A 25055-nucleotide genomic window follows, 5' to 3' on the forward strand; every position below is an offset into this window, starting at 1 on the left:
CCCGCAGGCGCCGCCGCCTGTGTGACGGCGCCCGTTCGCGGCCGCACCGCCTTCTCCGGTCTCCCCGGCTCCGCGGGCGGCCCCCGTGTCCGGGGCGCCGTCCCGCCTCCTGCTCCGCGCCGCCCCTCCCTGCCGCACGTCCGGCAGCGCGCACGCCCGTACACCGCCGTACGCGGCCCGGCGCCGCCGTGCTCCCGACCAGACGGGACCCGCCATGCCCCACGACACCCCCGCGCCCGCACCCTCCCTCGCGAAGGACCCCGACCCGCCCGGCAAGGACCCCGCGGGCGGCCCCGACCCCGGCCATCCGCCGCCCGGTACGCAGCCTCCGCCGTCGCTGTCCGCCCTCGACCACCGGCCCGCCGACCGGGAGCTGCTCGCCGCGCGGCTCGTACCGCTGCGCCACCCCGGCCAGTGGGTGTCGGCCGCGGTGCTGCTCCTGCTGCTCGCGATGGCGGGCCACACCCTCGTCGCCAACAAGCGCTTCCAGTGGGGCGTCGTCGGCGACTACTTCCTCAGCCACAACATCCTGCACGGCCTGGAACTCACCCTCTGGCTCACCGCCGCCGTGATGACCAGCGGCTACCTGCTGGGCATCGCGGTGGCCGCGATGCGGCTGTCCGGCAACCCCGTGCTGCGCGCGGTGAGTTTCGGCTACGTGTGGCTCATCCGCTCGGTGCCGCCGCTCGTACAGCTGCTGTTCTGGTTCGAACTCGCCTCGCTCTACCCGCGGTTGTCGTTCGGTGTGCCCTTCGGCCCGGAATTCCTGCACTTCCGCACCGCGCACCTGTTTAGCGGCATCCTCGCCGCGTACGTCGGACTGACCCTGGACGTCGCCGCGTTCAGCAGCGAGATCGTGCGCGGCGGCATCCTCGCCGTCGATTCCGGACAGCGCGAGGCCGCCAAGGCGCTGGGCCTGGGCGAGGCGCGGATCTTCCGCCGGATCGTGCTGCCGCAGGCGATGCCCGCGATCGTGCCCGCCTCCGGCAACCTGCTGATCGGGATGCTCAAGGCCACCTCGATCGTGAGCGTCATCGCGGTGGAGGACCTGCTCTACTCCGCGCAGCTCATCTACAACCAGAACTTCCTGATCATCCCGCTGCTGCTGGTCGCGACGGTCTGGTACATCATCCTCACCACCGTGCTGTCGATCGGGCAGTTCTACGTCGAGCGGCACTACGCCCGCGGCTCGCGGCGCGACGGCCCGGCCCGTAACGGCCCCGCAGCACGCGGGTTCTGGCAGCTCACCCGCGCCAACCTGCCGCTCTTCGGTCGCACCAGGACCGACCTGGCGGGGCTGTCGTGACCGGCGGCGGAAGCCCGCTGGTGCGGGTACGGGGTCTGCGCAAGAGCTTCGGCGGCACGACCGTCCTGGACGGCATCGACCTCGACGTGCGCGAGGGCGAGGTCACGGTGCTGCTCGGGCCGTCCGGTTCGGGCAAGTCCACGCTGCTGCGCTGCGTCAACCACCTGGAGAAGCCGGACGCGGGCTTCGTCGAGATCGCCGGCGACCTCGTCGGCTACCGCCGGGACGGCACCCGGCTGCGCGAGCTGCCACCGCGCGCGGTGACCCGGCAGCGCGCCCAGGTCGGCATGGTCTTCCAGCAGTTCAACCTCTTCCCGCACCTGACCGTGCTGGAGAACGTCACCGAGGCGCCCGTCGCCGTCCGCGGCAGCACCCGCCCGCAGGCCGCCGCCCGCGCCCGCGAACTGCTGGAACGCGTCGGGCTCGGCGGCCGGGAGGGCGCCTACCCGCGGCAGCTGTCCGGCGGCCAGCAGCAGCGGGTGGCCATCGCCCGCGCGCTGGCCATGGACCCGCGGCTGCTGCTCTTCGACGAGCCGACCAGCGCGCTCGACCCCGAACTCGTCGGCGAGGTCCTCGGCGTCATGCAGGACCTGGCGCTCAGCGGCATGACGATGATCGTCGTCACCCACGAGATCGGCTTCGCCCGCAAGGTCGCCGACACCGTGGTCTTCCTCGACGGCGGCCGCATCGTCGAGTCCGGCGCCCCCGCCGACGTCCTGACCGCCCCCCGCCACGAGCGCGCCCGCGCCTTCCTCTCGGCGGTGCTGTGACCCCGTACCGCCGTACCCCCGCGGCACTCCCGCCCCTGCACGTCTCCTCCGCGGCACCTCCGCGTACCCGAACCGCCCACCAGCTCCGCCGTACGAAAGGCACGCCCGTGACCAGCGCCCGCACCCGCAGCACCGCCCGACCGAACCTCGCGAGACGCGGCCCCCTCGCGGCCCTCGCCGCCGCGACCGCGGCCCTGCTGCTGCTCGCCGGCTGCGGCTCCTCCGACTCCGGCTCCGGTTCCGGCACGGGCTCCGGCACGAAGGACTCCACCAAGGCCGCGGCCGCCAAGTCCGGTGACACCGCAGCCGTCCCGACCCAGGACGTGGTGTCCGCGATCGCCACCGACCCGACCGTCGCCGCCGAACTCCCCGCGAAGATCCGTGACGCCGGCAAGCTCACCCTCGGCACCACCCGCGCACCCGGCACGGTCGGCCTGCCACACGGCGGCGAGGTCGACGGCAAGCCCGTCGGCCTCGACGTGGACCTGCGCGACGCGGTCGCCAAGGTGCTCGGCGTGCAGTGGGACATCCAGTACGGCACCTTCCCCACCGTCATCCCCGGTGTCCAGAACGGGCGTTACGACGTCGGCCAGGACAACTTCGGTGTCACCAAGGCCCGCGAGCAGGTCGTCGACTTCGCCACGTACCTCAACGACGGCCAGGCCTTCCTCGCCTCGAAGGACTCCGACCTGAAGACCGTCACGCAGATCACCGACGTGTGCGGCCTGACCATCTCCACCGGCTCCGGCTCGACCTTCCAGCAGATCCTCGACGCCAACAAGGACAAGTGCGCCGCGGCCGGCAAGAAGCCGTACACCGTGCAGTACTCCACGGATTCGGCCGCCGGGGTGCTGGGCCTCCAGAACGGCCGGATCGACGTCATGTTCGGCCCGACGCTCGGCCTGAAGTACGACGCGGCGCACATCCCCAACACGCGCTTCCTCGGCGAGGTGTCGACCACCCCGGTCGGCTTCGTCACCGCCCGCAACTCCCCGGTGGCCAAGGCGCTCAGCGACGCGGTGAACAAGCTCATCGCGAGCGGCGACTACGCGAAGATCTTCGCCAAGTGGGGCCTGACGGGCAGCGGCATCCCGCAGTCCCAGGTCAACCCGCCCGCCACCCTCTGAGCCCGCCGCGGCCCCCGGTGTCCCCGGGGGCCGCGGCCCGACGGCCCGCTCAGCGCTCCGCACGGGCCGGGATCGCCCGGTCCAGCACGCTCATCAGCAGCACCAGCACCCCGATCCCCGCGATGACGTACGACACCCCGTGCAGGCCAGAGTCCGTCGCCGCGTGCCCGAAGGCGATGGCGATGAGGCTGGAGGAGAAGATCGCGCCGATGTAGGCGAAGGTCCGGTAGAGGCCGGACGCGACGGCGATCTCCTCGGCGGGCGCCTGCACGTACAGCGCGGCCTGGTTGGCGAAACCGGAGAAGCCGTTCGCGAAACCGAAGAGCGCCGACATGCACAGCAGCACCAGCACCGACGAGGTGTGCGTGATGAACAGCATCACCGCGCCCGTCGCGACCAGCGACACCCCGGTCAGCACGAGCGGCATCCGCACCCACCCGCGCCCCGACACCAGCCGGGCCACCACGATGCTGATGCCCGACAGCGGCAGCATGATCAGCCCCACCTGCGAGGCGCTGTAGCCCGCGGACTCCTCCATCCACTGGCTCAGCCCGTACAGCGCGGTGTACGTGCCCAGCGCGACGACCGCCTGCCGGATGTACGTGCGCAGCAGCCGCCGGTTGCGGCCCAGCATCCGCACGTCGATGAGCGGGCGCGCCGTCCGCCGCTCCCACACCGTCAGCGCGGCGCCCAGCAGCAGCGTCACCGGGACGAGCCACCAGGCGGGCGACGTCAGGTCGGACAGGAGGAGCAGCAGACTCACGATCGTGGCCGCGAAGAGCGCGATACCGGGCACGTCGACCGCGGTGAACAGGGCCGCGCGCGACTCCTTCGCCACCGGCCGGTCCGGTGCCACCCCGACGAGCGTGCAGACCAGCGTGACGAGCGCGAGCGGCACGTTCACCAGGAAGAGCGCGCGCCAGCCCCACGCCCCCGCGAGCAGCCCGCCGAGCGGCAGCCCCACGACGATCGTGACCTGCGAGGCGATCGAGAAGTTGCCCAGCACCCGGCTCGGCACCCCCGTGCCCACCTCGTCCGCGCGCTTCCTGACCAGCGCCATCGCCGTCGGGTACGCGGCCGAGGTGCCGATGCCGATGAGCGCGCGCGACACCAGCAGGAAACCGAAGGCGGGCGCCGTCGCGCCGACAACCCCCGCGACCAGCAGGATCGCCACCCCGCTCAGGAACACCCGGCGCGCCCCGAAGATCGTCGCGAGCTTGCCCATGGTGGGCTGCGCCACCGCGCTGCACAGGTACAGCACGGAGATCAGCGAGGCGGTGGTGCCGGCGCCCTTGTGGAAGTCCAGCCCGATGCCGACCAGGCCGGTCGCGATCATCGAGCTGTTGATCGGGTTCAGGGTCGAGCCGAGCAGCAGCGGGCTCACGAAGCGCGCGCCGAACGGCTTGCCGCCGCCGGGTGCCTGCGGCGCGGTCGCGGTGGTCTGGGTCGCGGCGGTCACGACCGGTCGGCGGCGGAGCCGCTGCCGGACTGTACCGGCTGTACCGGCAGGGACGCGAGGGCGTCCAGGACGTCCCGCGTGGTGCCGGTCTCGGCGATCCGCGGGAAGACCTGGAGCAGACTGTGGTCGTGCCGCTCGGCACTCCGGTCGGTCATGGCGTCGGCCGGCAGCGTGACGTGGAAGCCCTGCTCGTGCGCGTCCCGCGCGGTCGACTCGACGCCGCCGCTGGTCGCGATGCCGGTCACGACCACCTGCGTCACGCCCAGCCCGCGCAGGGTGCCGGCGAGCCCGGTGGCGGTGAAGGCGCTGCGCGCGTGCTTGGTGACGAGGACGTCGCCGGGCTGCTGCTCCAGCTCCGGTATCAGCTCCGTCCAGCCCTCGGGCCGGTCCAGCGCGACCGGCCCGGCGTCCGTCCGCCCCTGCGGGGTGCCCGCGACGTTGACCAGCACGACGGGCAGCCCGCGGTCGCGGAAGGCCCGCGCCAGCTCCGCCGAGCGCGCCACGACGTCCTCGACGGGGTGGGCGAGGGGCATCGCGACGATGCCCCGCTGGAGGTCGATGACGACGAGCGCGGTGCTCTCGTCGAGCGTGGTGACGGGCATGCGGAGTCCTTCGGTCGATCGGAGTGGGGTCGGCGTAGGCGGGATCGCGGGGATCGGCGGTGTCACGGGTACTGGGCGAGCCGCCGCAGCAGGTCGGTGACGGACGCCAGCCGGTCGATCTCCTCGGCGCTCAGCGTCGTGTCGAGCGCCTTGGTCAGCCAGTCCTGCTTCGCGAGCCGGCCGGTGCGGAACTCCTCCCGGGCGGTCTCGGTGAGGCTCAGCAGCGTCTTGCGCCCGTCCTTCGGGTCGGGCGCGCCGCCGACGAGCCCCGCGGCCTCCAGCGCCTGCACGATCTTGGCCATCGACTGCGGCCGTACGCCCTCGGCGCGGGCCAGCACGGTGGCTGTCGCGGGCCCCTCCCGCTCCAGCCGCAGCAGCACGGACGACTGCGACCGCGTGAGGTCCATCCCGTCCGCCTGCTCGCGCAGCCGCCGCACCAGCGCGGCGAGCGCCACCCGCAGCTCACCGGCCAGGACGCCGGTGTCGGTCCGCGGGGGCGGGGGCTGCGTCGTCATGCCTCCACCGTAGCACTTGGACAGCCAACTGTGCAGCTGGCTGTCTATCTCCCCGTCTCCCCCCTCGGCGTCCCCGCCCCTCAGGGCTCCAGCACGATCCAGGTGCGCCCCGGCTTGAGCGGCAGTGCGGCGCCGTGCAGCGTGTACGACGTGCCGGACGAGGCGGACGGCCGGTCCCAGGCCGCCGCGTACGACCGGCCGTCCCGCAGGATCCGCGCCTGCCCGTGGCCCACGGTCTGCGTGAACGGAACGAAGCCGGTACGGCTGTGGTAATGCGACTCCTGGACGTCCACGTGCTGGATGATCACGTTGTCCGCCGACCACGGAGACGTCTTCCCGTCCATCGCGACGCGGTAGCGCGAACCGTCCCAGGCGAACGAGAAACGCGCGGACGGCATCTTCGCCGACGCGGTGGTGGCCGCCGTACCGCCCGCCGGGACGGCCGCCGCGAACCGCAGCCCGATGTCCCGCGCGGTGCCGCCCTTCGCCGCCGGACCCGTCGGCCGCAGGTACTCGTTGTGCGGGGCGCGGCGGGCGGGGTCGCGGAAGAAGTCGCGCGTGCCCGTCACCGCCGTGAGGTCGTGACTCGCCCGCAGTACCGGCAGTAGCTTGCTCTGCGCGCCGGAGAAGGCCAGCGCCGGGTGGTCGTACTCCGCGAGCAGCTGCAGATCCGTCTCCCGCGCGCTGCGCACCGGCCCGACCTTCTGCGGCAGATGCTTGTCGTCGTAGACGGCCATCAGCCGGGAGAGCCCGCCCTCGACCTCGATCGCGTACACGATCGCCGCGTCGTCCAGCCCGGTCGCGGGCCGCGCCGGTCCCACGTTGTCGATCTTCACGGCCAGCACGCGCCCGGCCGCCCCCGGCTCCCCGGTCAGATACGAGGTGGCCGCGGGCGCCCGTGTCCCCGTCCCCCGCTTGCCCGACGTCCCGCCCGTGTCCGGCGGCTGACACCCCGCCAGCACCACCAGCACCGCGGCCACCACCCCCGTGCCCGCCACCCACCGCCTGCCGCTCATCGCCGTACCCCCGTCCGCGCGTGAACCCGCTCCTCCCATAGTGCGCCCGCCCGCGCCTTTCCGGGCCCGGAGGGAACGGTCCCGGCCAAGCGGGCGTCCATCTCGTGTGGGGCCGGGGACTTGGATAGTCTCGGGCGTCACACGAAACGGGGCCGTGGACCGAGTGCGCGGGGGGAGTGCGCCGTTGTGCCCGGTTCGGCGGCCGTTCGCCGAACGAACGGGGAGTCTGTTGACCATGCGCGCACCGCACGCGCTCGCCGCCACCTGCGTGGCCGTCTCTGCCGCGCTTGTGCTCACTGCCTGCGGCGGCTCGAAGAAGGACGACGGCAAGATCAAGGACCCGGGCAAGGACGTCACGACGTCGGCCCCCGCGCCGACGACGACGTCGGCCGCGCCGTCGCCGACCGCGTCGGGGGCGAAGCGGCCGGTGATCACGTTCCCGGCGGACTTCAAGGACGTCTTCGAGGGGGGACAGACCGGCGACCCGGTCAAGGACGCCGTCCTCGCGGACAACCAGGGATACGTGACGGCCATCGACGACGCCGTGATCCAGGGCTCGACGCACACGGACGCGCTGGAGTTCTACAGCACCGGCAAGGCGTCGACCAATGCCGTCGAGTTCATCCAGAGCTTCCTGAGCCAGGGCCAGTCGCTGTACGGGACCACTCGCTACTACGACCGCCAGGTGACCATGCTGAACAAGGACCAGGCGGCCGTCCTCTACTGCGGTGACGAGACCAACGCCTTCCCGAAGGACCGCAAGTCGGGGAAGGTCGACCGGGGGACGAGCACCGAGGACAAGTCGAGGAACTACGTCTTCTACAACACCGACCTGAAGAAGAACGCGCAGGGCGTGTGGGTGACGGACAACATCACGTCGATCCGGGGGTACAAGAAGTGCCTGCCCCGATAGGACGACGCTCGGCGCTGCTCGCGGGGTCGGCCGCGGCGCTGCTGACCGTACTGACCCCGGGGGCCGCCCACGCCAGCTTCGACGGCCACGGCGGCAAGGGCGACGACGGACAGGGTCACCAGACCATCAACGCCAGCGTCGGTGTGCAGTATGACAAGAGCAAGAACGGTACCGGGTCGAGCGGTCACCCCGCCGGCTCGCTCAAGCCGGTGGGCAACTGGACACCGCCCGCGTGCTGGTACCAGCCGACGTACACCCCGGAGGAGCTGAAGAAGGAGTCGGAAGGCGTCTGGTCGGAGCAGTCGCCCAGCTGGGAGTGGATCTCCGGCCAGAAGGACAAGTACCAGGACGGCCACCCCTACACCGATTTCAACATGGACAAGTCCGGCAAGGGTTACTGGTGGTCCGGCTACTCGCCGCCCGAGAACGGCGCCATGCCCGGTGCGGACTCCTGCAACGACGAGCCCTTCTGGGTCGACCTCGGCGACCCGCCGCCACCCGGGCACAAGAACGCGGTCACCCCCGAGGTGCTGGCGCAGCTGGCGTACCGGGAGATCGTCATCCCCACCGGCGACGCCACCATCAACCCCGCCGGCAAGCAGGGCGTGAACATCCCCACCTGGGTGTGGATGGACCCCACCGTCTTCCACCCGGTGTCGGTCACCGCCTTCCTCCCCGACTACAACGTCTCCGCGACGACGACCGCGACGCCCTCCGGGTTCACGATCGACCCCGGGACGTCGTACGCGCAGACGTACCCCGCGTCGGGGAAGTGCAAGGGCACGGGGACGGCGTGGACGCCGGGGGCGGGGAACGTGCCGCCGTGCGGGGTGGTGTACCTCAAGGACTCCGGCAACGGGACGTACACCATGAACATCACCGTGACCTGGAACATCACCTGGGTCGGGACCGGGCACCCCAACCCGACGAAGCTGCCGACGGGGACGTTCGCGAGCCACCAGACCGTCACCGTACGGGAGATCCAGTCCGTCAACCGCTGAGCCGGGCCGGGTGCCCGGGACGGGGAGTCCCGGGCACCCGGCGGCGGGTCAGTCGACCTCGGCGACCGCCTGGGCGAACTGCGCCGCGTACAGCCGGGCGTACGCGCCCTGCGCGGCGAGCAGCTCGTCGTGCGTGCCCTGCTCCACGATCGCGCCGGACTCCATCACCAGGATGACGTCGGCGTCGCGGATCGTGGACAGCCGGTGGGCGATCACGAAGCTGGTACGGCCGTGGCTCAGCCGGGCCATCGCCCGCTGGATGAGCACCTCGGTGCGGGTGTCGACGGAGCTGGTGGCCTCGTCGAGGACCAGGATCACCGGGTCGGACAGGAAGGCCCGCGCGATCGTGATGAGCTGCTTCTCGCCCGCGCTGACGCCCGTGCCCTCGTCGTCGAGGACGGTGTCGTAGCCGTCCGGGAGGGTGCGGATGAAGCGGTCGGCGTGCGCGGCGCGCGCGGCCGCCTCGATGTCCTCGCGGGTGGCGTCCTCGTGGCCGTAGCCGATGTTCTCGGCGATGGTGCCGCCGAAGAGCCAGGTGTCCTGGAGCACCATGCCGATGGACGAGCGCAGGTCCTCGCGGGACATTGCGGCGATGTCCACGTCGTCCAGGGTGATCCGGCCGCCGGTCACCTCGTAGAACCGCATCAGCAGGTTGACCAGGGTGGTCTTGCCCGCGCCCGTGGGTCCGACGATCGCGACGGTCTGGCCGGGGCGGACGCTGAGCGACAGGCCGTCGATGAGCGGCTTGTCCGGGTCGTAGCGGAAGGCGACCTTCTCCAGCGCGACACGCCCGGTCAGCGCGGCCGGGCGGGCCGGGACGGCCGGTTCCGGGGACTGCTCCTCGGCGTCCAGCAGCTCGAAGACCCGCTCGGCGGAGGCGACCCCGGACTGGATCAGGTTGGCCATGCTCGCGACCTGCGTCAGCGGCTGGCTGAACTGCCGCGAGTACTGGATGAACGCCTGCACGTCGCCGATCGACAGCGCGCCGGACGCGACCCGCAGCCCGCCGACGACGGCGATCAGCACGTACTGGAGGTTCCCGATGAACATCATCAGCGGCTGGATCGTGCCGGACAGGAACTGCGCCTTGAAACCGGCCTCGTAGAGCGCCTCGTTCTCCTGCCGGAAGGTTTCGGCGGACTCCTGCTGGCGGCCGAAGACCTTCACCAGGCTGTGGCCGGTGTACATCTCCTCGATGTGCGCGTTCAGCGTGCCGGTCGTCTTCCACTGCTGGACGAACTGCGGCTGCGCGCGCTTGCCGACCCGCGTCGCGATCAGCAGCGTCAGCGGCACCGTGGCGAGCGCGACCAGGGCCAGCAGCCAGGAGATCCAGAACATCATCGCCAGCACGCCGACGATGGTCAGCAGCGAGTTGATCAGCTGGCCCATGGTCTGCTGCATGGTCTGGCCGATGTTGTCGATGTCGTTCGTGGCCCGGCTGAGGACCTCGCCGCGCGGCTGCTTGTCGAAGTACGACAGCGGCAGCCGGGAGATCTTCGCCTCGACGTCACGGCGCAGCCGGAAGACCGTGCGGTTGATGACCGTCGTCGCCGTCCGCATCTGGACGACGCTGAACACCGAGGCCGCCAGGTACACCCCGAGAGCGAGCAGCAGGACCGCGCCGATCGCGCCGAAGTCCATGCCCTGGCCGGGGGTGAAGTCGATACCGGACAGCATGTCCGCCACGCCGCCCTTGCCGTGGGCACGCAGGTAGTCCAGCGCCTGCTCCTTCGAGCCGCCCTTGAGCTGGCGGCCGATGACGCCCGCGAAGATCAGGTCGGTGGCGTGGCCGAGGATACGGGGCCCGGTCACGGCGAGGGCGACGCTGACCAGGCCGACCGCGAGCACGACGTAGAGCAGGGCGCGGTCGGGCCGCATGAGGCCGATCAGGCGCTTGGAGGAGCCCTTGAAGTCCATGGAGCGCTCGATGGGTCCGCCGCTCATGAAGCGGGCGGGGCCGCCCATGGGGCGCGGGCCGCGCTGGGCGGTGGACATGACGCCCTTGCCGCCGGGCTTGTCCGGTCCGCCGCCGGGAGCCTTGCCGACGGGACCGCCGGGGGTTGTGCCTCCGGGAGCGCCGGGGGTCTTGTCGGCGGGACCGCCGTGGGGGGCGTCGCTCATGCCGCCGCCTCCTGCTCGGTCAGCTGGGACAACACGATCTCCCGGTAGGTCTCGTTCGTGGCCATCAGCTCGTTGTGGGTGCCGGTGCCGACGACCCGCCCCTCGTCGAGGACGACGATCCGGTCGGCGTCGCGGATCGTGGACACCCGCTGGGCCACGATCACGACCGTCGCGTCCGCCGTCTCCGCGCCGAGCGCCCGCCGCAGTGCCGCGTCCGTCGCGTAGTCCAGCGCCGAGAAGGAGTCGTCGAAGAGGTAGATCTCCGGGCGCCGCACCAGCGCCCGCGCGATCGCGAGCCGCTGCCGCTGCCCGCCGGAGACATTGCTGCCGCCCTGCGCGATCTCCGCGTCGAGGCCGCCGTCCAGGCGCTCGACGAAGTCCTTGGCCTGCGCCACCTCCAGCGCGTGCCACAGCTCCTCGTCCGTCGCGTCGGGCTTGCCGTAGCGCAGGTTGGAGGCGACGGTGCCGGAGAAGAGGTACGGCTTCTGCGGCACCAGGCCGACCGTCTCGGCGAGCAGCGCGGGATCGAGTTCCGCGACGTCCTCGCCGTCGATGAGCACCCGGCCGCCCGTCGCGTCGTACAGCCGCGGGATCAGGCCGAGCAGGGTCGACTTGCCGCTGCCCGTGGAGCCGATCACCGCGGTCGTCTCGCCGGGGCGGGCGATGAGGTCGATGCCGCGCAGCACCGCGACCTCGGCGCCGGGGTAGGCGAAGTCGACGTCGAAGAGCTCCAGCTCGCCGTGCCGCCCCAGGGTCGTGATCGGCGCCTTCGGCGGGACGACGCTGGACTGCGTGCTCAGCACCTCCTGGATGCGCTCGGCGCACACCTCGGCGCGCGGCACCATCATGAACATGAAGGTGGCCATCATGACCGACATCAGGATCTGCATCAGATAGCTCAGGAAGGCCGTGAGCGCGCCGATCTGCATGCCGCCGCTGTCGATGCGGTGCGCGCCGAACCACAGCACGGCCACGCTCGACAGGTTCACGATCGCCATCACCGTCGGGAACATCAGCGCGAGCAGCCGTCCGGAGGCCAGCGAGACCGCCGTGACATCCTCGTTCGCGGTGCCGAAGCGGCGCTGCTCGTAGTCGTCCTTGACGAAGGCGCGGATCACCCGGATGCCGGTGATCTGCTCGCGCAGCACCCGGTTCACCGTGTCGACGCGCTTCTGCATCGTCCGGAAGATCGGGCGCAGCCTGCGGATGATCAGGCTCACGGCGATGCCCAGCACCGGCACCACGGCCAGCAGCAGCGACGACAGCGGCACGTCCTGGCCCAGCGCCATCACGATGCCGCCCACGCACATGATCGGCGCGGACACCATCATCGTGAACGACATCAGCACCAGCATCTGGACCTGCTGGACGTCGTTGGTGGTGCGGGTGATCAGCGAGGGGGCGCCGAACTGCCCGACCTCGCGTGCGGAGAAGCTCTGCACCTGGTCGAAGACCGCCGCGCGGATGTCCCGCCCGATCGCCATCGACGTCCGCGCGCCGTAGTACACCGCGCAGATCGCGCACAGCACCTGCAGGACGGTCACGCCGAGCATGGTCGCGCCCATGCCGACGATGTAGCCGGAGTCACCCTTGACCACGCCGTTGTCGATGATGTCGGCGTTGAGGGTGGGCAGGAAGAGGGCGGCAAGGGTCGAGACGAACTGCAGGGCCACCAGCGCGCCGATGGGGCGCTTGTACGGTCCCAGGTGGGACCGCAGGAGTCGGATCAGCACACTGACTACCTCGGGGTCGGTCGGTACGGGAAGGGGCGGCGCTCGGCTCTCTCACGACATCAAGACATCAGGACATCAGGACAGGCCCGGCACCGGCGAAGGACGACGGCACCGTGCCTTTTCCCTTCAGGACGCCGTACCGTCCGTGCAGGGTTGAGCGGCCGCCCCGCGGCGGCGCGCAACCCTATCGTCGGACATCGCGCCGCCGCATCCGGTTAAAGAGAGGCAAAAGCTCCCGCGTCGCCCGGGTCGCCGGGGTCACGTGGGTCGCACACGTCGCACGCCCCGGCCTCCGCTCCCGCCCCCCCGCCGTACCTTCGCCGTACCCCACCGACGGTCCCTGCGGCCCCGACACCGACCCGGACTCCGACCGGCGTCCCGGGATGCCGGTCACAGCGCGGCGAAAGCCCCCGGATGGGTCTGCTCGCGCACCGCGATGAACTGCTGCCGCACCGCCGAGCCGACCGCCGGTCCGCCGCCGCCGTGTCCGGGCCCGCCCGGCCCCGTACCGTCCTGCCCCGGGCCGTCCGGCTCCACCGCGTCCTCCGGGTCGAGCACCTCGGTGCCCGCGGGCTGCGGCCACGCGGGCGGCTCGCTGTGCGCCTGCGAGCCCAGCACCGCGCCCAGCGACCAGGCCGCCTGCCGGGCCGCGCCGATCGCCGCGTACTCCGCCGCCGGCGGCACCGCCACGAACGTCCCGAAGATCGACGGCGCCAGCGCCCGGACGGCCGGCAGCTCCGCCGCCGCGCCCAGCAGCACCACCCGGCGGATCTCCACGCCCTTGCCGCGCAGCACGTCCAGCGCGTCCGCGAGCCCGCACAGCATGCCCTCGAAGGCCGCGCGGGCCAGGTGCTCCGGCTTCATCGACTCGCGCCGCAGTCCGGCCAGCGTGCCCGCGGTGTGCGGCAGGTCCGGGGTGCGCTCGCCCTCCAGATAGGGGAGCAGGACGAGCCCGTACGCGCCGGGTGTCGAGGCCAGCGCCAGCTCCGAGAGCCCGGCGAGGTCCGTGCCGAGCAGTTCGGCGGCGCCGCGCAGCGTCCGTACCGCGTTGCGGACCTGGAGGACGGGCAGGTGGCGGCCGGTCGCGTCGGCGAAGGCGGTGACGGTGCCGGTCGGGTCCTTCAGCGCCTCGTGGTGAACGGCGAAGACGCTGCCGCCCGCGCCCAGCGACACCACCGCGTCGCCGGGCCCGACGCCCAGTCCCAGGGCGGCGGCCATGGTGTCGCCCGTGCCGGCCGAGATCAGCAGGCCCTCGGGCGTCTGCCCGGCCGGCTCGGCGGGCCCCAGCACCTCGGGCAGCGCCACGGAGCGGCCGAGAGCGCGCTCGACGAGGTCGGGGCGGTACTCGCCGGTGGCTGCCGACCAGTAGCCGGTGCCCGACGCGTCACCGCGGTCGGTGGTGCGGCGGGCGGGCTGCCCGAGCAGCTGCCACACCAGCCAGTCGTGCGGCAGCATCACCTCGGCGACGCGCGCCGCCGCGGCCGGCTCGTGCTGGGCCAGCCAGCGCAGCTTCGCCACCGGGTACGCGGCCTGCGGCTGCGCGCCCACCGCGTCCGCCCAGCCCGCGGGCCCGCCCAGCTCCTGGAGCAGATCCGCGGCCTGGGTCTGCGCGCGGTTGTCGCCGCGCAGCATCGCGGGCCGTACGGTCACACCGCCCGCGTCCAGTGCGACCAGCCCGTGCTGCTGGCCGCACACCCCGATCGCCTGCACACCCTCCAGCACCCCGCCCTTGGCCGCCTCGCCCAGCGACAGCAGCCAGGCCTGCGGGTCCAGCTCGGACGGCTTGCCGCCGTCCGGCACCTCGTGGGGTGCGTAACCCTGCCGCAGGATCTCACCGGTGTCCGTGTCGCAGACGACGACGGTGGTGCCCGCGGAGGAGTTGTCTATACCGGCCACTTTGCCCATGGGCCGATGATGCCGCACCGGGCGGCCCGCGCGCCGCGCGGCCCGCCGTCCGGTGCGCCCCGGTGGGCTCAGGTGTTCGAGGTGCCCCAGTCGTCCTGGGACGCGCTGCCGTTGCGCATCGCCCGCACCTTCTCGGCGAGCGGCTCGGGCAGCCGCGGCCCGACCTTGACGACGACCGTGTCCGCCGCCCGTACCGCCGCCGTACGGCTCTGCTGCGCGGCGCTCTCCGCGGCGTTGCGCACCGCCGGGTTCTGGACGAAGGCCTGACCGGCCCTGACCAGCTGCTCGTACCGCTCCCGGCCCGCCCTGGCACCGATCACGAACCCGACCGCGGCCCCCGCGATGAACGTCAGCTTGTAGCGCATGGCTCCACCATCCTCGCTGCGGCCGTACCCCTGGCGGCCGCGTCGCTCGTCATTGCTGGTCCTGCTCGTCGTGGCTGGGCGCCTACCCTCCGCGCCCGAGCCGCAACCCGGCAGCCAAGGGTTGGCGGAGCACCCCCCCACTTGCGCTAATGTATGTGTCGCACCGAACGCGCGCCTTCCGGGAAGCCTCCGGCGGGTGCATTCGGTGCACGCGAAGCGATCCCCTGTAGCTCAATTGGCAGAGCAGCCGGCTGTTAACCGGCAGGTTACTGGTTCGAGTCCAGTCGGGGGAGCTTCGGTCCCCTGTAGCTCAATTGGCAGAGCAGCCGGCTGTTAACCGGCAGGTTACTGGTTCGAGTCCAGTCGGGGGAGCGCACGACCAGGGACCCCGTTGGGGTCCTTTTTCGTACCCGCGGGAACCATCCGCCTGCCCCGGGGAGTCCACCTGATGCCGCGTCTGTGACCCACGAGGGCGACAGATCGTATGAGCAGCTATGCTGCGGCAGACGGCGCACGCCACGCCGTACGGGGCGGTAGCTCAGCCGGTTAGAGCAGCGGACTCATAATCCGCCGGTCCTGGGTTCGAGTCCCAGCCGCCCCACCGAGGCCCCCCTCGGGCATGCCCGCTGAGCTGCGGGTTGGCGCCCGGGGCGGGGCCGGCCGCCCGGAGAGATCCGGGCGGCCGGCCGTCGGTCGGACGGCGGGGATCAGCCGCGTGAAGCGGTCACCAGCCGTGGCCGATCTGGATGCGGGTGCTGAAGGCGGTGGCGGTCCGGGGGTAGAGCCAGAGGTCTCCGTTCGCGTCGCGGGCGATGACGTCGGGGTTGCCGTCGCTGTTGAAGTCGTTGATTCCGGCGTAGGTGTAGCCGTTCCAGCCGCTGCCGATCTGGGTGGGGGAGGCCACGTCGTTGCTGCCGTTGCCGTGGTAGTTCCACAGCAGGCCGGTGCTGTCGCGGGCGATGACGTCGACGTTGCCGTCCGAATCGAGGTCGCCGAGACCGGCGAAGGTGAAGGGGTTGAAGCCGGTGCCGAGCTGGATGCGGGAGCCGATGGTCGCCCCGCTGCCCGTGCCGGGGTAGAGGTACAGGACGCCGGAGGGGTCGCGGCCGACGAGGTCGGGCTTGCCGTCCTTGTTGAAGTCGCGGACGCCGGCGAAGGCGTAGCCGGACCAGCCGCTGACGAAGGTGAGGCTGGGGGTGAGCAGGTCGTGGCCGGCGTCCCCGGGGTAGAGGTGGAGCGCTCCGCTGGGGGTCATGGCGATGATGTCGGCGTAGCCGTCGCCGTTGAAGTCGGCGACGCCGGCGAAGGTGTGGCCGGTGAAGCCGGAGCCGATGTAGAGGGAGTCGGCGGTGAACTTGCCGGTGCCGTTGCCGGGGTAGAGCCACAGGCTGCCGGTGGCGTCGGCAGCGACGAGGTCGGGCTTGCCGTCCCCGTCGTAGTCGGCGATGTCGGCGAAGTGGTACGGGGCACTGGGCAGCGGCAGGTTGGCCATGGTGGCGACCTGGTTGGTGGTCAGGACGGTGCCGTTCCACGTCTGCACGTCGGAGATGCTGCCCTGGTAGTGGGAGGCGTGGGCGCCGGCGTTGAGGTCGTCGCCGAGCTGGAAACCGCCCGTGAAGCCGGTGACCGCGGTGTGGGTGCCGTGGGCGACGAGCCGGTCGCCGACGTAGAGGTTGGTGGACTTGGTGGCCGGGTCGTAGGTGGCGGTCAGGTGGGCCCACTGGCCGATGACGGCGGTGCCGCCGGAGATGCAGTCGTAGGCGCGGGTGGCGTCGGTGATGGCCATGCAGAAGGACCACGCGCGGTTGGACTGGGCGTAGAGCAGGAAGCCGGAGTTCCTGGTGCCGTCCTGGGAGGCGATGACACCGCCGATGACGGCGGGCTTGGCCCACAGGGAGACCGAGAACGGCGCGGACATCGACAGCGCGGCGCTGCTGTTCATCGCTCCGGTGCCGTCCAGGGCCAGGACGTTGCCCAGCGAGTCGTCCGCGTCCCAGGTGGCCCCGGCTGCCGAGCCGGTGAGGTTCAGGCTGCCGCTGGTGTCGGCGGCGGTGGTGGCAACGGCGCCGTCCTCACCGTCGTCGAGCGGCCAGACGTGGTCGGGGCTGGAGATCTTCTGCCCGGTCTGGGCGGTCAGGGCCGTACCGTTGAAGAGGTAGGCGGTGACGTTGCCGCCGTCGTCGACCTTGCGCAGGTCGGGGGTGCCGTTGTTGTCGAGGTCGGCGGCCTGGAGGATCGGCGCCGCGGTGCCGCTCCAGCCGGTGGTGGCGAGCTGCACGGGGGCGGCGGGGTTGCCCATGGCGAGGTTCTGCAGGTCGCCGGGGGTGTAGGCGTACAGCGCACCGCTGCTGGTGTCGCGGGCGAAGAGAGTGGGCAGGCTGTTGCCGTCGAGTGCGGTGGTGAGGGTCCAGCCGGTCCAGTCGCCGGTGCCGGTGGGGTTGACGGAGGAGAGCGGGAGTGCGCCGTCGATGCCGGTGAACGCGCCGGGGAAGGCCATGGCGCCTTCGTCCAGCAGGTTGCCGCCGATGACGACCAGCAGGTCGGGGAAGCCGGTGGTGGGGTAGCCGGCGAGGGTGTTGTAGAGGCTGCCGCCGTTCGCGACGGAGGTGACGAGGTCGCCGGTGAGGCTGTCCTGGAAGACCGGGTCGGCGACGTTGGCCTGGTTGCCGCTGGTGGGGGAGAGGGTGGCGCCGTCGCCGTTGCCGTAGAGGACGGAGCCGCTGCCGGTGGCGGGGTTGTAGTCGAGGACGTCGTTGAAGCCGGCGCCGTTGGCGAAGTGGCCGGTGACGGCCTGGGTGCCGTTCCAGTCGGCGGGCGAGCCCGCGGAGTTGGCGCCGGTGCCCTGGGCGCCGATGTCGGTGGCGCCGGTGCTGATCTGACCGGTGTCGGTGGCGTGGGCGAGCCAGTAGCCGCTGGGCAGACCTGCTCGGGAGCCGACTGCGGTGAGGTCGGGGTGTCCGTCGCCGGTCAGGTCGCCGTCCGAGGCGGTGGCGGCCGGAGCGGCGTAGATGACGCAGCTGGCGGTGTCACCGATGTTGCCGCCGGTGGAGACCGCGGTGACGGTCAGCATGTTCGTGCCGCGCGTGGGCGTGATGCTGATGGTGGTGCCGGCGGTCGTCGCCGGTGCGGCGCCGTTGAGCTGGTAGAGGTAGTGGTCGGGCGTCGTGCCGCTGCTGTTGGGGACCAGGGTGAAGGACGCGGCCGTACCGACCTGGTAGGCGAGCGCCGACTCGCTGCAGTCCGCGCCGGCTGTGTCGTTGACGACGGGGGCGCCGGGACGGGTCGGGTCGAACGTGAAGACGCACGTGGTGGACTTCGCCGACGTGTAGGTGCCGTCGGAAGCCGTCACGCTCCAGGCGACCCGGGTGGGGCCGGCGGTACCGAGCCAGCTGTGCAGATTGGCCTTGGTGAGCGTGAAGGCGGCCTTGGTGCCGCCCGCGGCGCTGACGGCCTTGGAGGTGACGGGCGTTCCGTCGGCCGCCTTGGTGACCGTGAAGGTGGCGCTGACCGTGCCGCCGTCGGTGTCGCGGACACCGGCGTAGAGGGTGACGTCACCGTCGCCCATGGTGCCGCCGGTGCAGTTGCGGGCCGGGGAGGTGGTCAGCGGGGTGGGGACCTCGGGCTTGTGGTCGTACGTGACGGTCATCGTCATGGTGGAAGGGTCGAACTTCTTCCACTGGTCCTTGTCGCCGCTGTCACCGGCCTGGAGGCCGAAGGTGACCGAGGAGGCGGGGGTGTTGGCGATGGCCTGCATGGTGCTGTGGATGTCCCAGCCGACCGACGCGGCCGGGCAGGAGGAGGACCAGCCGTGCGCGACGGTCTGGGTGTCGACCTTGGTCTTCCACGTCGGCGGGTTGTCCCAGGTGGTGGCCGAGGAGATCGCGCCGGTCGTCCACAGTTCCACCGGCTCCGCGGTGCAGGAGGCGGAGTGGATCTCGGTGGCGTAGAAGTGCGTGTGGGTCGTGTCGATCGTGGCGCCGTAGATCTTGCTGCTGACGCTCATCCGCACGTAGGCGTTGGCCTTGTAGTACGGGGAGTCCCATCCGTTGTAGCCGACGCGCAGGCCCTCGGAGTCCTTCGTGTTCCAGAAACTGGACGAGTGGTAATAGGAGTTGGTGTACGTGTAGCCCTGCGACGAGCCGCCTGCCGCGTAGGTGGGGTCGATGTAGAGCGGGTAGACCGTCGAGGCGCTCTTCAGCAGTGAGGCGTCGGGGGTCAGCGCGAGGGTGCCCCCGGTCGAACCGGCGCCGGCGCCACGCGAGTAGACGGCCCTGACCGGCGCGATGTGCGCGCCACTGCCGGGCGCGGCGGCGCTGGACGCCTCCGGTGTGCCGGCGCCGGCGCTGTCACCGGAGGGTGTCGCGCTCTTCGCGCTGCGGGAGGCCGTCGCCGCCGGGGTGGCGGAGTCCCACATGGTGGGGGCGGGCGCGGAGAAGACCGTACGGCCGGTGATGTCGGTGGCGGTGAAGTTGCCTGCCGTGTCGGTGGCCGGGGTGAGCCCCTGGGTCCGGGTGGCGAACGTCAGCCCGGCCAGCGCCGGCTCGGCGGCCGCGGCGGCGTTCTTGACGACCAGGGTCTCGGAGAAACCACCCTGCTTGTCAGCCGTGACGGCGAGGTCGACACCGGGCAGGACGTCGGTGTACGTGGCGCTGTTTCCGGACAGGGTGGGCGCCGGCAGGTCGCCGATCGAGGCCGGCAGCGTCAGCGACAGGGTGCGCGCGCCGTCCTTCATGACGGCCAGGGCGCCCGAACCGCCGCCGGACAGCGACAGGTCGACCGTGGACAGCGTCGGAGTGACGCTGCCGTCCGCGTGCCGGACGAGGGTGGCGTCCAGCGCCTTCCACGCACCGCCGGTGTACTTGCGAACCGGCGTGGCGCTCTGCGTGAGCGTGAACGTACCGTCCGGGTTCGCCGACTCGACCTCGGTCGGGGTGGTCGCGGAGGGCACGCCCACCGCCTTGCCGGTGGAGACGGCCTTCGCCGACGCGGCGGCCTCACCGGCGGTCGTCCTGGGCGCCTTCCGGGCTGCGGTGGACTTCGGTGCGGCAGCGGGCGCGGTGACCGCATCCGCGTGGGCCGGTACGGCCGCGACGGTCAGTGACAGCGCACCGAGCGCGGCGCTCACCAAGGCGGCGACGGTCCGGTGGGTCCGAACGGGTCTCACGGAGTTGTTCCCCCCATATTCAGAGTGAAAGCCCGACCAAAGCAGGTTGTTTGGGTCGGGCAACTACCGGCAGAGCATCCCTTGGAGTTCTGCTTCTCGTCGACACCTCACGACCTGACGGGCGAATCGGCCATGGGGGAAATGGTGGGTGTGTGGTCTGATTTTACACAGTTCCTTCACGATCGATTTACAGAAAAATTGCATTTTCATATTCTGACATTTCGGATATGAAGGTCTCGGCGTGATCCACCTCGCCGTGCGATAGTCGTCGCCGCTTTACCGGTTCTTCACGATCCGGTGGTTCGTCGTGCCCGCTCGCGGGCGGGACTCGGGGTGGGGCAGGTGTTGTTGATGGCTCGGGGCGGGTGGTTCGGCGGCGGGGTTCACTCTCCGCGGTGGCGGAGCCGGTGGGTGGGCGCCGCTGCGGCGCTCGCGGTCACGGTGTCGCTGGCGGGCGCGGGCCCAGCCGTGTCGGCTCCTTCGCATACCGGTCCGCCGGCGATCCACCAGACCGAGCCGGTCTCGGGTGTGACGACCCTGAAGCCGAAGAAGGTCAAGGTCACCGACGAGACGAAGCGGGCGGCGCACCACGCCTCACCGGCGAAGTGGCCTGCGGCCGCGTCCACGACGGCGACGCTGGCCGCCCCGGCGGGCAAGGCCGCGGCGGGGGCGAAGGCGACGGCGTCGGGGACGCCGGTGTGGGCACGGGCGGTCGCGCCGAGGACGGGCGCGTACCGGGGCCCGAGCAGCGTCCAGGTGAAGGTGCTGCCGCACGCGGACGCGACACGGCTGGGCGTCAACGGGGCTGTCTTCACGGTCGCTTCCACCGCCGGCGGAACAGGGAGCATCCAGGTCGGCCTGGACGCGGGCGCGTTCGCGCAGGCATACGGTGGCGACTACGCCTCGCGGCTGCGTCTGGTGGAGCTTCCGGCGTGTGCGCTGACAACGCCGGAGGTGGCCTCGTGCCGCACGCAGACGCCGCTTTCGACGGCGCGGGACGGTGCGGCGGGTGTGGCGACGACGCTGGCCATGGCGGCCCCGGAGTCGGTTGCCGCGACCGCGAGGGTGCTCGCGGCGACCACGTCCACGGACAGCGGCGCGGGGACGTATTCGGCGACCTCGCTCAAGCCGTCCGGTTCGTGGACGGCGGGTGGTTCGGCCGGGGCGTTCTCCTACAGCTACCGCGTGGCGCTGCCGGGCCAGTCCGGAGGCCTTCAGCCGACGGCCGACCTCGGCTACAACTCCGGTGCGGTGGACGGGCAGACGGCTTCGACGCAGTCGCAGGCGTCATGGGCGGGTGATGGGTGGAGCACACCGGACTCCTTCATCGAGCAGACCTTCGCCTCATGCTCCGAAGACCCCGAGGGCACGGCGTCGCCTGTCCTGACCGTCGATGAGTGCTATGCGGGTCCGCTGCTGACCCTGTCGCTGAGCGGTTCGTCGACGTCGCTGGTCAAGGACGACAAGACGGGGGAGTGGAAGCCGGCCAGGGACAACGGTGAGGTGGTCAAGCACGTCACCGGCTCCGGCAACGGCACGGGCACGTACAACACGGACTACTGGACGGTGACCGAACGCGACGGCACGGTCTACCAGTTCGGACGCAACCAGCTGCCTGGCTGGTCGTCGGGCAAGGCCACGACCAACTCGGTCGACACCGTACCGGTGTACTCGGCGCACTCGGGTGACCCGTGCTACGACTCGGCCGGGTTCACGTCGTCGGTGTGCACGATGGCCTACCGCTGGCACCTGGACTACGTCACCGACACGCACGGCGACGCGATGGCGTACTACTACCACCAGGACACCAACTACTACGGCCAGGACAAGGGCGCGCACGACGTGTCCTACGTCCGAGACTCCTACCTGGCCCGGATCGACTACGGCTTCCGTGACGGCGGCGCCTATGGCACGGTGCCCGACCAGGTGGTTTTCGGCACTGCCTCTCGCTGCACCCTGGACTCCTGCGACGCGCTGTCGTCGACGACGGCGGCCGCGCAGTATCCGGACGTTCCGTTCGACCTGGTGTGCGCACAGGGCAAGGACTGCGCGCAGCAGTCGCCGTCGTTCTTCTCGACCGTCCGCCTGGCGTCGATCACGACGAAGCAGTACTCGGCCGCGGCGAGTGGCTACCAGGCCGTCGACACATACACGTTGCACGAGACGGAGCCGGCGACCGGTGACGGGAACTCGCCGACGCTGTGGCTGGCCTCGATCGGCCACACCGGCAACCACGTCTCGCCGGGTGGCCCGGCGACGGCGATCTCGCTGCCGGACGTGAAGTTCACTGGCATCGACCTGCAGAACCGCGTGGACACCTCGTCCTTTCCGGGCCTTTACCGCTACCGGATCTCGTCGGTCACGAACGAGATGGGCGGCGTTACCACTGTCACCTACGGCCTGCCGGACGCGTGCACGGCCGCGTACGTCGCCTCTGCGAGCGCGTCGGGCAACACCAAGTCCTGCTATCCGGTGTCTTGGACGCCGAAGGACTACACCGCGCCGATCACGGACTGGTTCGAGAAGTACGCCGTCTCCCAGGTTCTCCAGACCGACATCACCGGCGGCGCGGTGGCGCAGGAGACGGACTACGCCTACGCCGGCGGCGCGGCCTGGCACCACGACGACAGCGAGGTCGTCAAGCCCAGGTACCGCACCTGGGGGCAGTTCCGTGGCTATGGCACGGTGACGACGCGTACTGGTGACGGTACCAACGACCCGCAGACCAAGGCCGTCACCACGTACTACCGGGGCATGGACGGGGACTGGCTGTCGTCGTCCTCGAACCGGTCGGTGTCGCTCGCCGACTCCCAGGGCGGCCAGCACGCTGACAGCGACCAACTCGCCGGCAACCCGCTGGAGTCCACCGGCTACCTGGGTGACGGCGGTGCCGTCACCAACTCCACCGTCAGTTCGTACTGGGTGTCCCCTGCCACGGCGACCCGCGCCCGTACCGGCATCCCGGACCTGACCGCCCGCGCGGTGCAGCCCGCCGAGTCCTGGACCAGGCAGGCGGTCACCGGCTCCGGCACCACGACGTGGCGGTACACCGAGACCGACACCACCTACGATGACGCCCTCACCAGTGCGACGTTCGCGCTGCCCGTCCGCGTCTACAGCCACACCGTCCCGGCGCAGCCGGCGTACGACCAGTGCACGTCGACGACGTATGCCCCGGCCAACACCGCGAGGAACGTGGTGGGTCCGGCAGCGCAGCAGGAGACGGACTCCGTCGCCTGCTCCGGTTTCACCGAGAACAGCGTCGCGAGCGTCCCCAAAGCTCTCAACAGCCTGGGCGCACCGGCGTCCGTCAGTCGCCCCGCCCAGGTTGTCTCGGCGACCCGGACCTTCTACGACGACCCGACCTTCGCCACCGCCTTCCCTCAGACCAGCGCGCCCATTGCCGCCGACGTCACGATGACGCAACAGGCATCGGGCTACGTGGCCGGGGCCTTCACCTGGGTCACTACCAGCCGTGCCACATACGACGGTTACGGGCGTACGACGGCGTCGTACGACGCCAACGGCGACAAGACCGCCAGCGGCTACACCGTCGACAGCGTCGGCCTGACGACCGCGACGAGCGCCACCAACCCCAAGGGTCAGACTGCGAACACCACGATCGACCCTGCGCGTGGCCTGACGCTGACCGCCACCGACGCCAACGGGCTGGTCAGTACCACCGAGTACGACACCCTCGGGCGTACGACCGCGGTCTGGCAGCACGACCGCCCGACCAGCGATCCCGCCGACGCGCTGTTCACGTACACCGTCTCCCCGTCGGGCGGCGTCTCGGGGGTGACCACCCAGACGCTGAACGACTCGCTGGGCTACGTCACCTCTGTCTCGCTGTACGACTCGCTGGGCCGCGACCGGCAGTCCCAGACGCCGACGCCGCAGGGTGGGCGGATGGTCACCGAGTCGGTCTACGACTCGCACGGCTGGATCCGCAAGAAGAACAACGCCTGGTGGGACAAGGACCACCTGCCGGGGCTGAACATGGCGTCAGCGCAGGACTCGGAGATCCCGAACCAGGACCTGCTCACCTACGACGGCCTGGGCCGCACCGTGGTGGACGAGTCCGACGCCTACGCGGTCCCCAAGCAGACCACAACCACCGTGTACAGCGGCGACACCACGACGGTGTTCCCGCCGGACGGCGGCACGGTCAAGTCGACCACGGTCGATCCGCTCGGCCGTACCGTGTCGGTCTCCTCGTACAGCACCCCGCCGACGCTGTCGAAACCCTCGAACTCGTTCACGGGCGTGTGGTCGGTGAGTGGCGGTACGTCCAACGCGATCACGTACGGCTATGACGGGCACGGCAAACAGAACTCCGCCGCCAGCGGTGGCAGTACCTGGTCGTCCACCTATGACCTGCTCGGCCGTGAGACCTCGAAGTCCGACCCGGACGCTGGCACGAGCAGCATGGCCTACGACGCCGACGGCAACGTCACGCAGAGTACCGACGCGCGGGGTAAGAGCGTCTCGTTCGTGTACGACGTGCTGAACCGGAAGACGGCGGAGTACGCGGCGCCGCTGGACGGGCAGGCGTCGGCGAACCAGGTCGCGTCGTGGGTGTACGACAACGACAACGCCGTTGCCGGCGTCACGGACGCGGTGGGGCAGCTCACCACCGAGACGTCCTACAACGGCGGTTCGGCCTATGTCACCCAGCAGTTGGGCTTCAACGCCTTCGGCGAGTCACTGGGCGAATCGGTCACCATCCCGGCGACCGAGGGGACCGCGCTGGGCCGTACCTGGACGTTCAAGCACACCTACACCGCTCACACGGGCCTGCTCTACTCGGACGTCTACCCGCTGGCGGGCGGCCTGCCGCCGCAGACGGTCACCCACACCTACTCCACGGCTCTGGACCTGCCCAACGGTGTCGGCGACAGCGCTGCCGCCTACGCCCAGAGCACCACCTACTCCGCCTGGGGCCAGGTCCTCCAGGAGACCATCGGCAGCGCGGCGAGCCCGGCGTACGTGACGAACACCTACGACCCCCACACCGGCGCCCTCACCGACCAGCTGCTCAGCCGCGACAAGACGGTG

At 71.2% G+C, this 25055-nt stretch carries 14 protein-coding genes, 3 tRNA genes and 1 pseudogene; 9 read left to right on the top strand and 9 right to left on the bottom strand.

Annotated elements, in window-relative coordinates:
* Positions 1 to 214: 214 nt before the first annotated feature.
* The 3 genes from ACH4PY_RS16515 to ACH4PY_RS16525 all read left to right on the top strand — a co-directional run bounded on the left by ACH4PY_RS16515 (position 215) and on the right by ACH4PY_RS16525 (position 3203).
* Entirely contained in the window at positions 215 to 1306 is a 1092-nt protein-coding gene (locus ACH4PY_RS16515) for an amino acid ABC transporter permease (protein WP_398182056.1), read from the top strand.
* Positions 1303 to 2076, top strand: a complete 774-nt coding sequence (locus ACH4PY_RS16520) for an amino acid ABC transporter ATP-binding protein (RefSeq protein ID WP_398182059.1) — start codon at positions 1303 to 1305, stop codon at positions 2074 to 2076. The genes ACH4PY_RS16515 and ACH4PY_RS16520 overlap by 4 nt, the downstream gene beginning before the upstream one ends.
* 107 nt (positions 2077 to 2183) lie before the next feature.
* A complete protein-coding gene (locus ACH4PY_RS16525) occupies positions 2184 to 3203 on the top strand; it encodes an ABC transporter substrate-binding protein (RefSeq protein WP_398182062.1) in 1020 nt (339 codons plus the stop codon).
* A 49-nt stretch (positions 3204 to 3252) separates the two neighbouring features.
* On the opposite strand, the gene ACH4PY_RS16530 is transcribed toward ACH4PY_RS16525, so the two are convergent.
* The 4 genes from ACH4PY_RS16530 to ACH4PY_RS16545 form a co-directional block, all read right to left on the bottom strand.
* Positions 3253 to 4662 carry an MFS transporter gene (locus tag ACH4PY_RS16530; RefSeq protein ID WP_398182065.1) on the bottom strand — a complete coding sequence of 470 codons (1410 nt, stop codon included), beginning with the start codon at positions 4660 to 4662 and terminating at the stop codon, positions 3253 to 3255.
* Positions 4659 to 5264: an isochorismatase family cysteine hydrolase gene (locus ACH4PY_RS16535; protein WP_398182069.1), complete on the bottom strand. Its 606-nt coding sequence runs from the start codon at positions 5262 to 5264 to the stop codon at positions 4659 to 4661. The genes ACH4PY_RS16530 and ACH4PY_RS16535 overlap by 4 nt, the downstream gene beginning before the upstream one ends.
* A gap of 62 nt (positions 5265 to 5326) precedes the next feature.
* The gene (locus ACH4PY_RS16540; protein WP_398182072.1) at positions 5327 to 5779 is read right to left on the bottom strand and encodes a MarR family winged helix-turn-helix transcriptional regulator; all 453 of its coding nucleotides are present in this window, start codon (positions 5777 to 5779) and stop codon (positions 5327 to 5329) included.
* An 80-nt stretch (positions 5780 to 5859) separates the two neighbouring features.
* Positions 5860 to 6795 carry a DUF3048 domain-containing protein gene (locus tag ACH4PY_RS16545; protein WP_398182075.1) on the bottom strand — a complete coding sequence of 312 codons (936 nt, stop codon included), beginning with the start codon at positions 6793 to 6795 and terminating at the stop codon, positions 5860 to 5862.
* 235 nt (positions 6796 to 7030) lie between these two features.
* Here ACH4PY_RS16545 and ACH4PY_RS16550 point away from each other — a divergent pair, with 235 nt between their 5' ends.
* Positions 7031 to 7708 (top strand): hypothetical protein, encoded by a 678-nt coding sequence (locus ACH4PY_RS16550; RefSeq protein ID WP_398182078.1) that lies wholly within the window; start codon positions 7031 to 7033, stop codon positions 7706 to 7708.
* Positions 7693 to 8709 carry a hypothetical protein gene (locus ACH4PY_RS16555; RefSeq protein WP_398182081.1) on the top strand — a complete coding sequence of 339 codons (1017 nt, stop codon included), beginning with the start codon at positions 7693 to 7695 and terminating at the stop codon, positions 8707 to 8709. The genes ACH4PY_RS16550 and ACH4PY_RS16555 overlap by 16 nt, the downstream gene beginning before the upstream one ends.
* Before the next feature lie 48 nt (positions 8710 to 8757).
* Here ACH4PY_RS16555 and ACH4PY_RS16560 read toward each other — a convergent pair whose 3' ends face one another.
* The 4 genes from ACH4PY_RS16560 to ACH4PY_RS16575 all read right to left on the bottom strand — a co-directional run bounded on the left by ACH4PY_RS16560 (position 8758) and on the right by ACH4PY_RS16575 (position 14833).
* Positions 8758 to 10674 carry an ABC transporter ATP-binding protein gene (locus tag ACH4PY_RS16560; protein WP_398182171.1) on the bottom strand — a complete coding sequence of 639 codons (1917 nt, stop codon included), beginning with the start codon at positions 10672 to 10674 and terminating at the stop codon, positions 8758 to 8760.
* Between the two features lie 152 nt (positions 10675 to 10826).
* Positions 10827 to 12563: an ABC transporter ATP-binding protein gene (locus ACH4PY_RS16565; RefSeq protein WP_398182084.1), complete on the bottom strand. Its 1737-nt coding sequence runs from the start codon at positions 12561 to 12563 to the stop codon at positions 10827 to 10829.
* A 390-nt stretch (positions 12564 to 12953) separates the two neighbouring features.
* Positions 12954 to 14468 carry an FGGY family carbohydrate kinase gene (locus ACH4PY_RS16570; protein ID WP_398182087.1) on the bottom strand — a complete coding sequence of 505 codons (1515 nt, stop codon included), beginning with the start codon at positions 14466 to 14468 and terminating at the stop codon, positions 12954 to 12956.
* 68 nt (positions 14469 to 14536) lie between these two features.
* Complete coding sequence (locus ACH4PY_RS16575; protein ID WP_398182090.1) at positions 14537 to 14833, bottom strand: YtxH domain-containing protein; 297 nt, start codon at positions 14831 to 14833, stop codon at positions 14537 to 14539.
* A 220-nt stretch (positions 14834 to 15053) separates the two neighbouring features.
* Here ACH4PY_RS16575 and ACH4PY_RS16580 point away from each other — a divergent pair.
* From ACH4PY_RS16580 to ACH4PY_RS16590, 3 genes are all read left to right on the top strand, one after another.
* Positions 15054 to 15126 (top strand) — tRNA-Asn (locus ACH4PY_RS16580).
* Between the two features lie 6 nt (positions 15127 to 15132).
* Positions 15133 to 15205, top strand: a tRNA-Asn gene (locus ACH4PY_RS16585).
* A gap of 155 nt (positions 15206 to 15360) precedes the next feature.
* Positions 15361 to 15434, top strand: a tRNA-Ile gene (locus ACH4PY_RS16590).
* Positions 15435 to 15557: 123 nt separating this feature from the next.
* Here the strand turns inward: ACH4PY_RS16590 and ACH4PY_RS16595 are convergent.
* On the bottom strand, positions 15558 to 19997 hold the full coding sequence (locus ACH4PY_RS16595; RefSeq protein ID WP_398182092.1) for an FG-GAP-like repeat-containing protein: 4440 nt from the start codon (positions 19995 to 19997) through the stop codon (positions 15558 to 15560).
* Positions 19998 to 20525: 528 nt separating this feature from the next.
* On the opposite strand from ACH4PY_RS16595, the pseudogene ACH4PY_RS16600 reads away from it, so the two are divergent.
* Positions 20526 to 25055: pseudogene (locus ACH4PY_RS16600) on the top strand (hypothetical protein); the annotation flags it as partial.

The sequence above is a fragment of the Streptomyces sp. NPDC021224 genome, from assembly GCF_044332905.1.
Classification (GTDB): domain Bacteria; phylum Actinomycetota; class Actinomycetes; order Streptomycetales; family Streptomycetaceae; genus Actinacidiphila.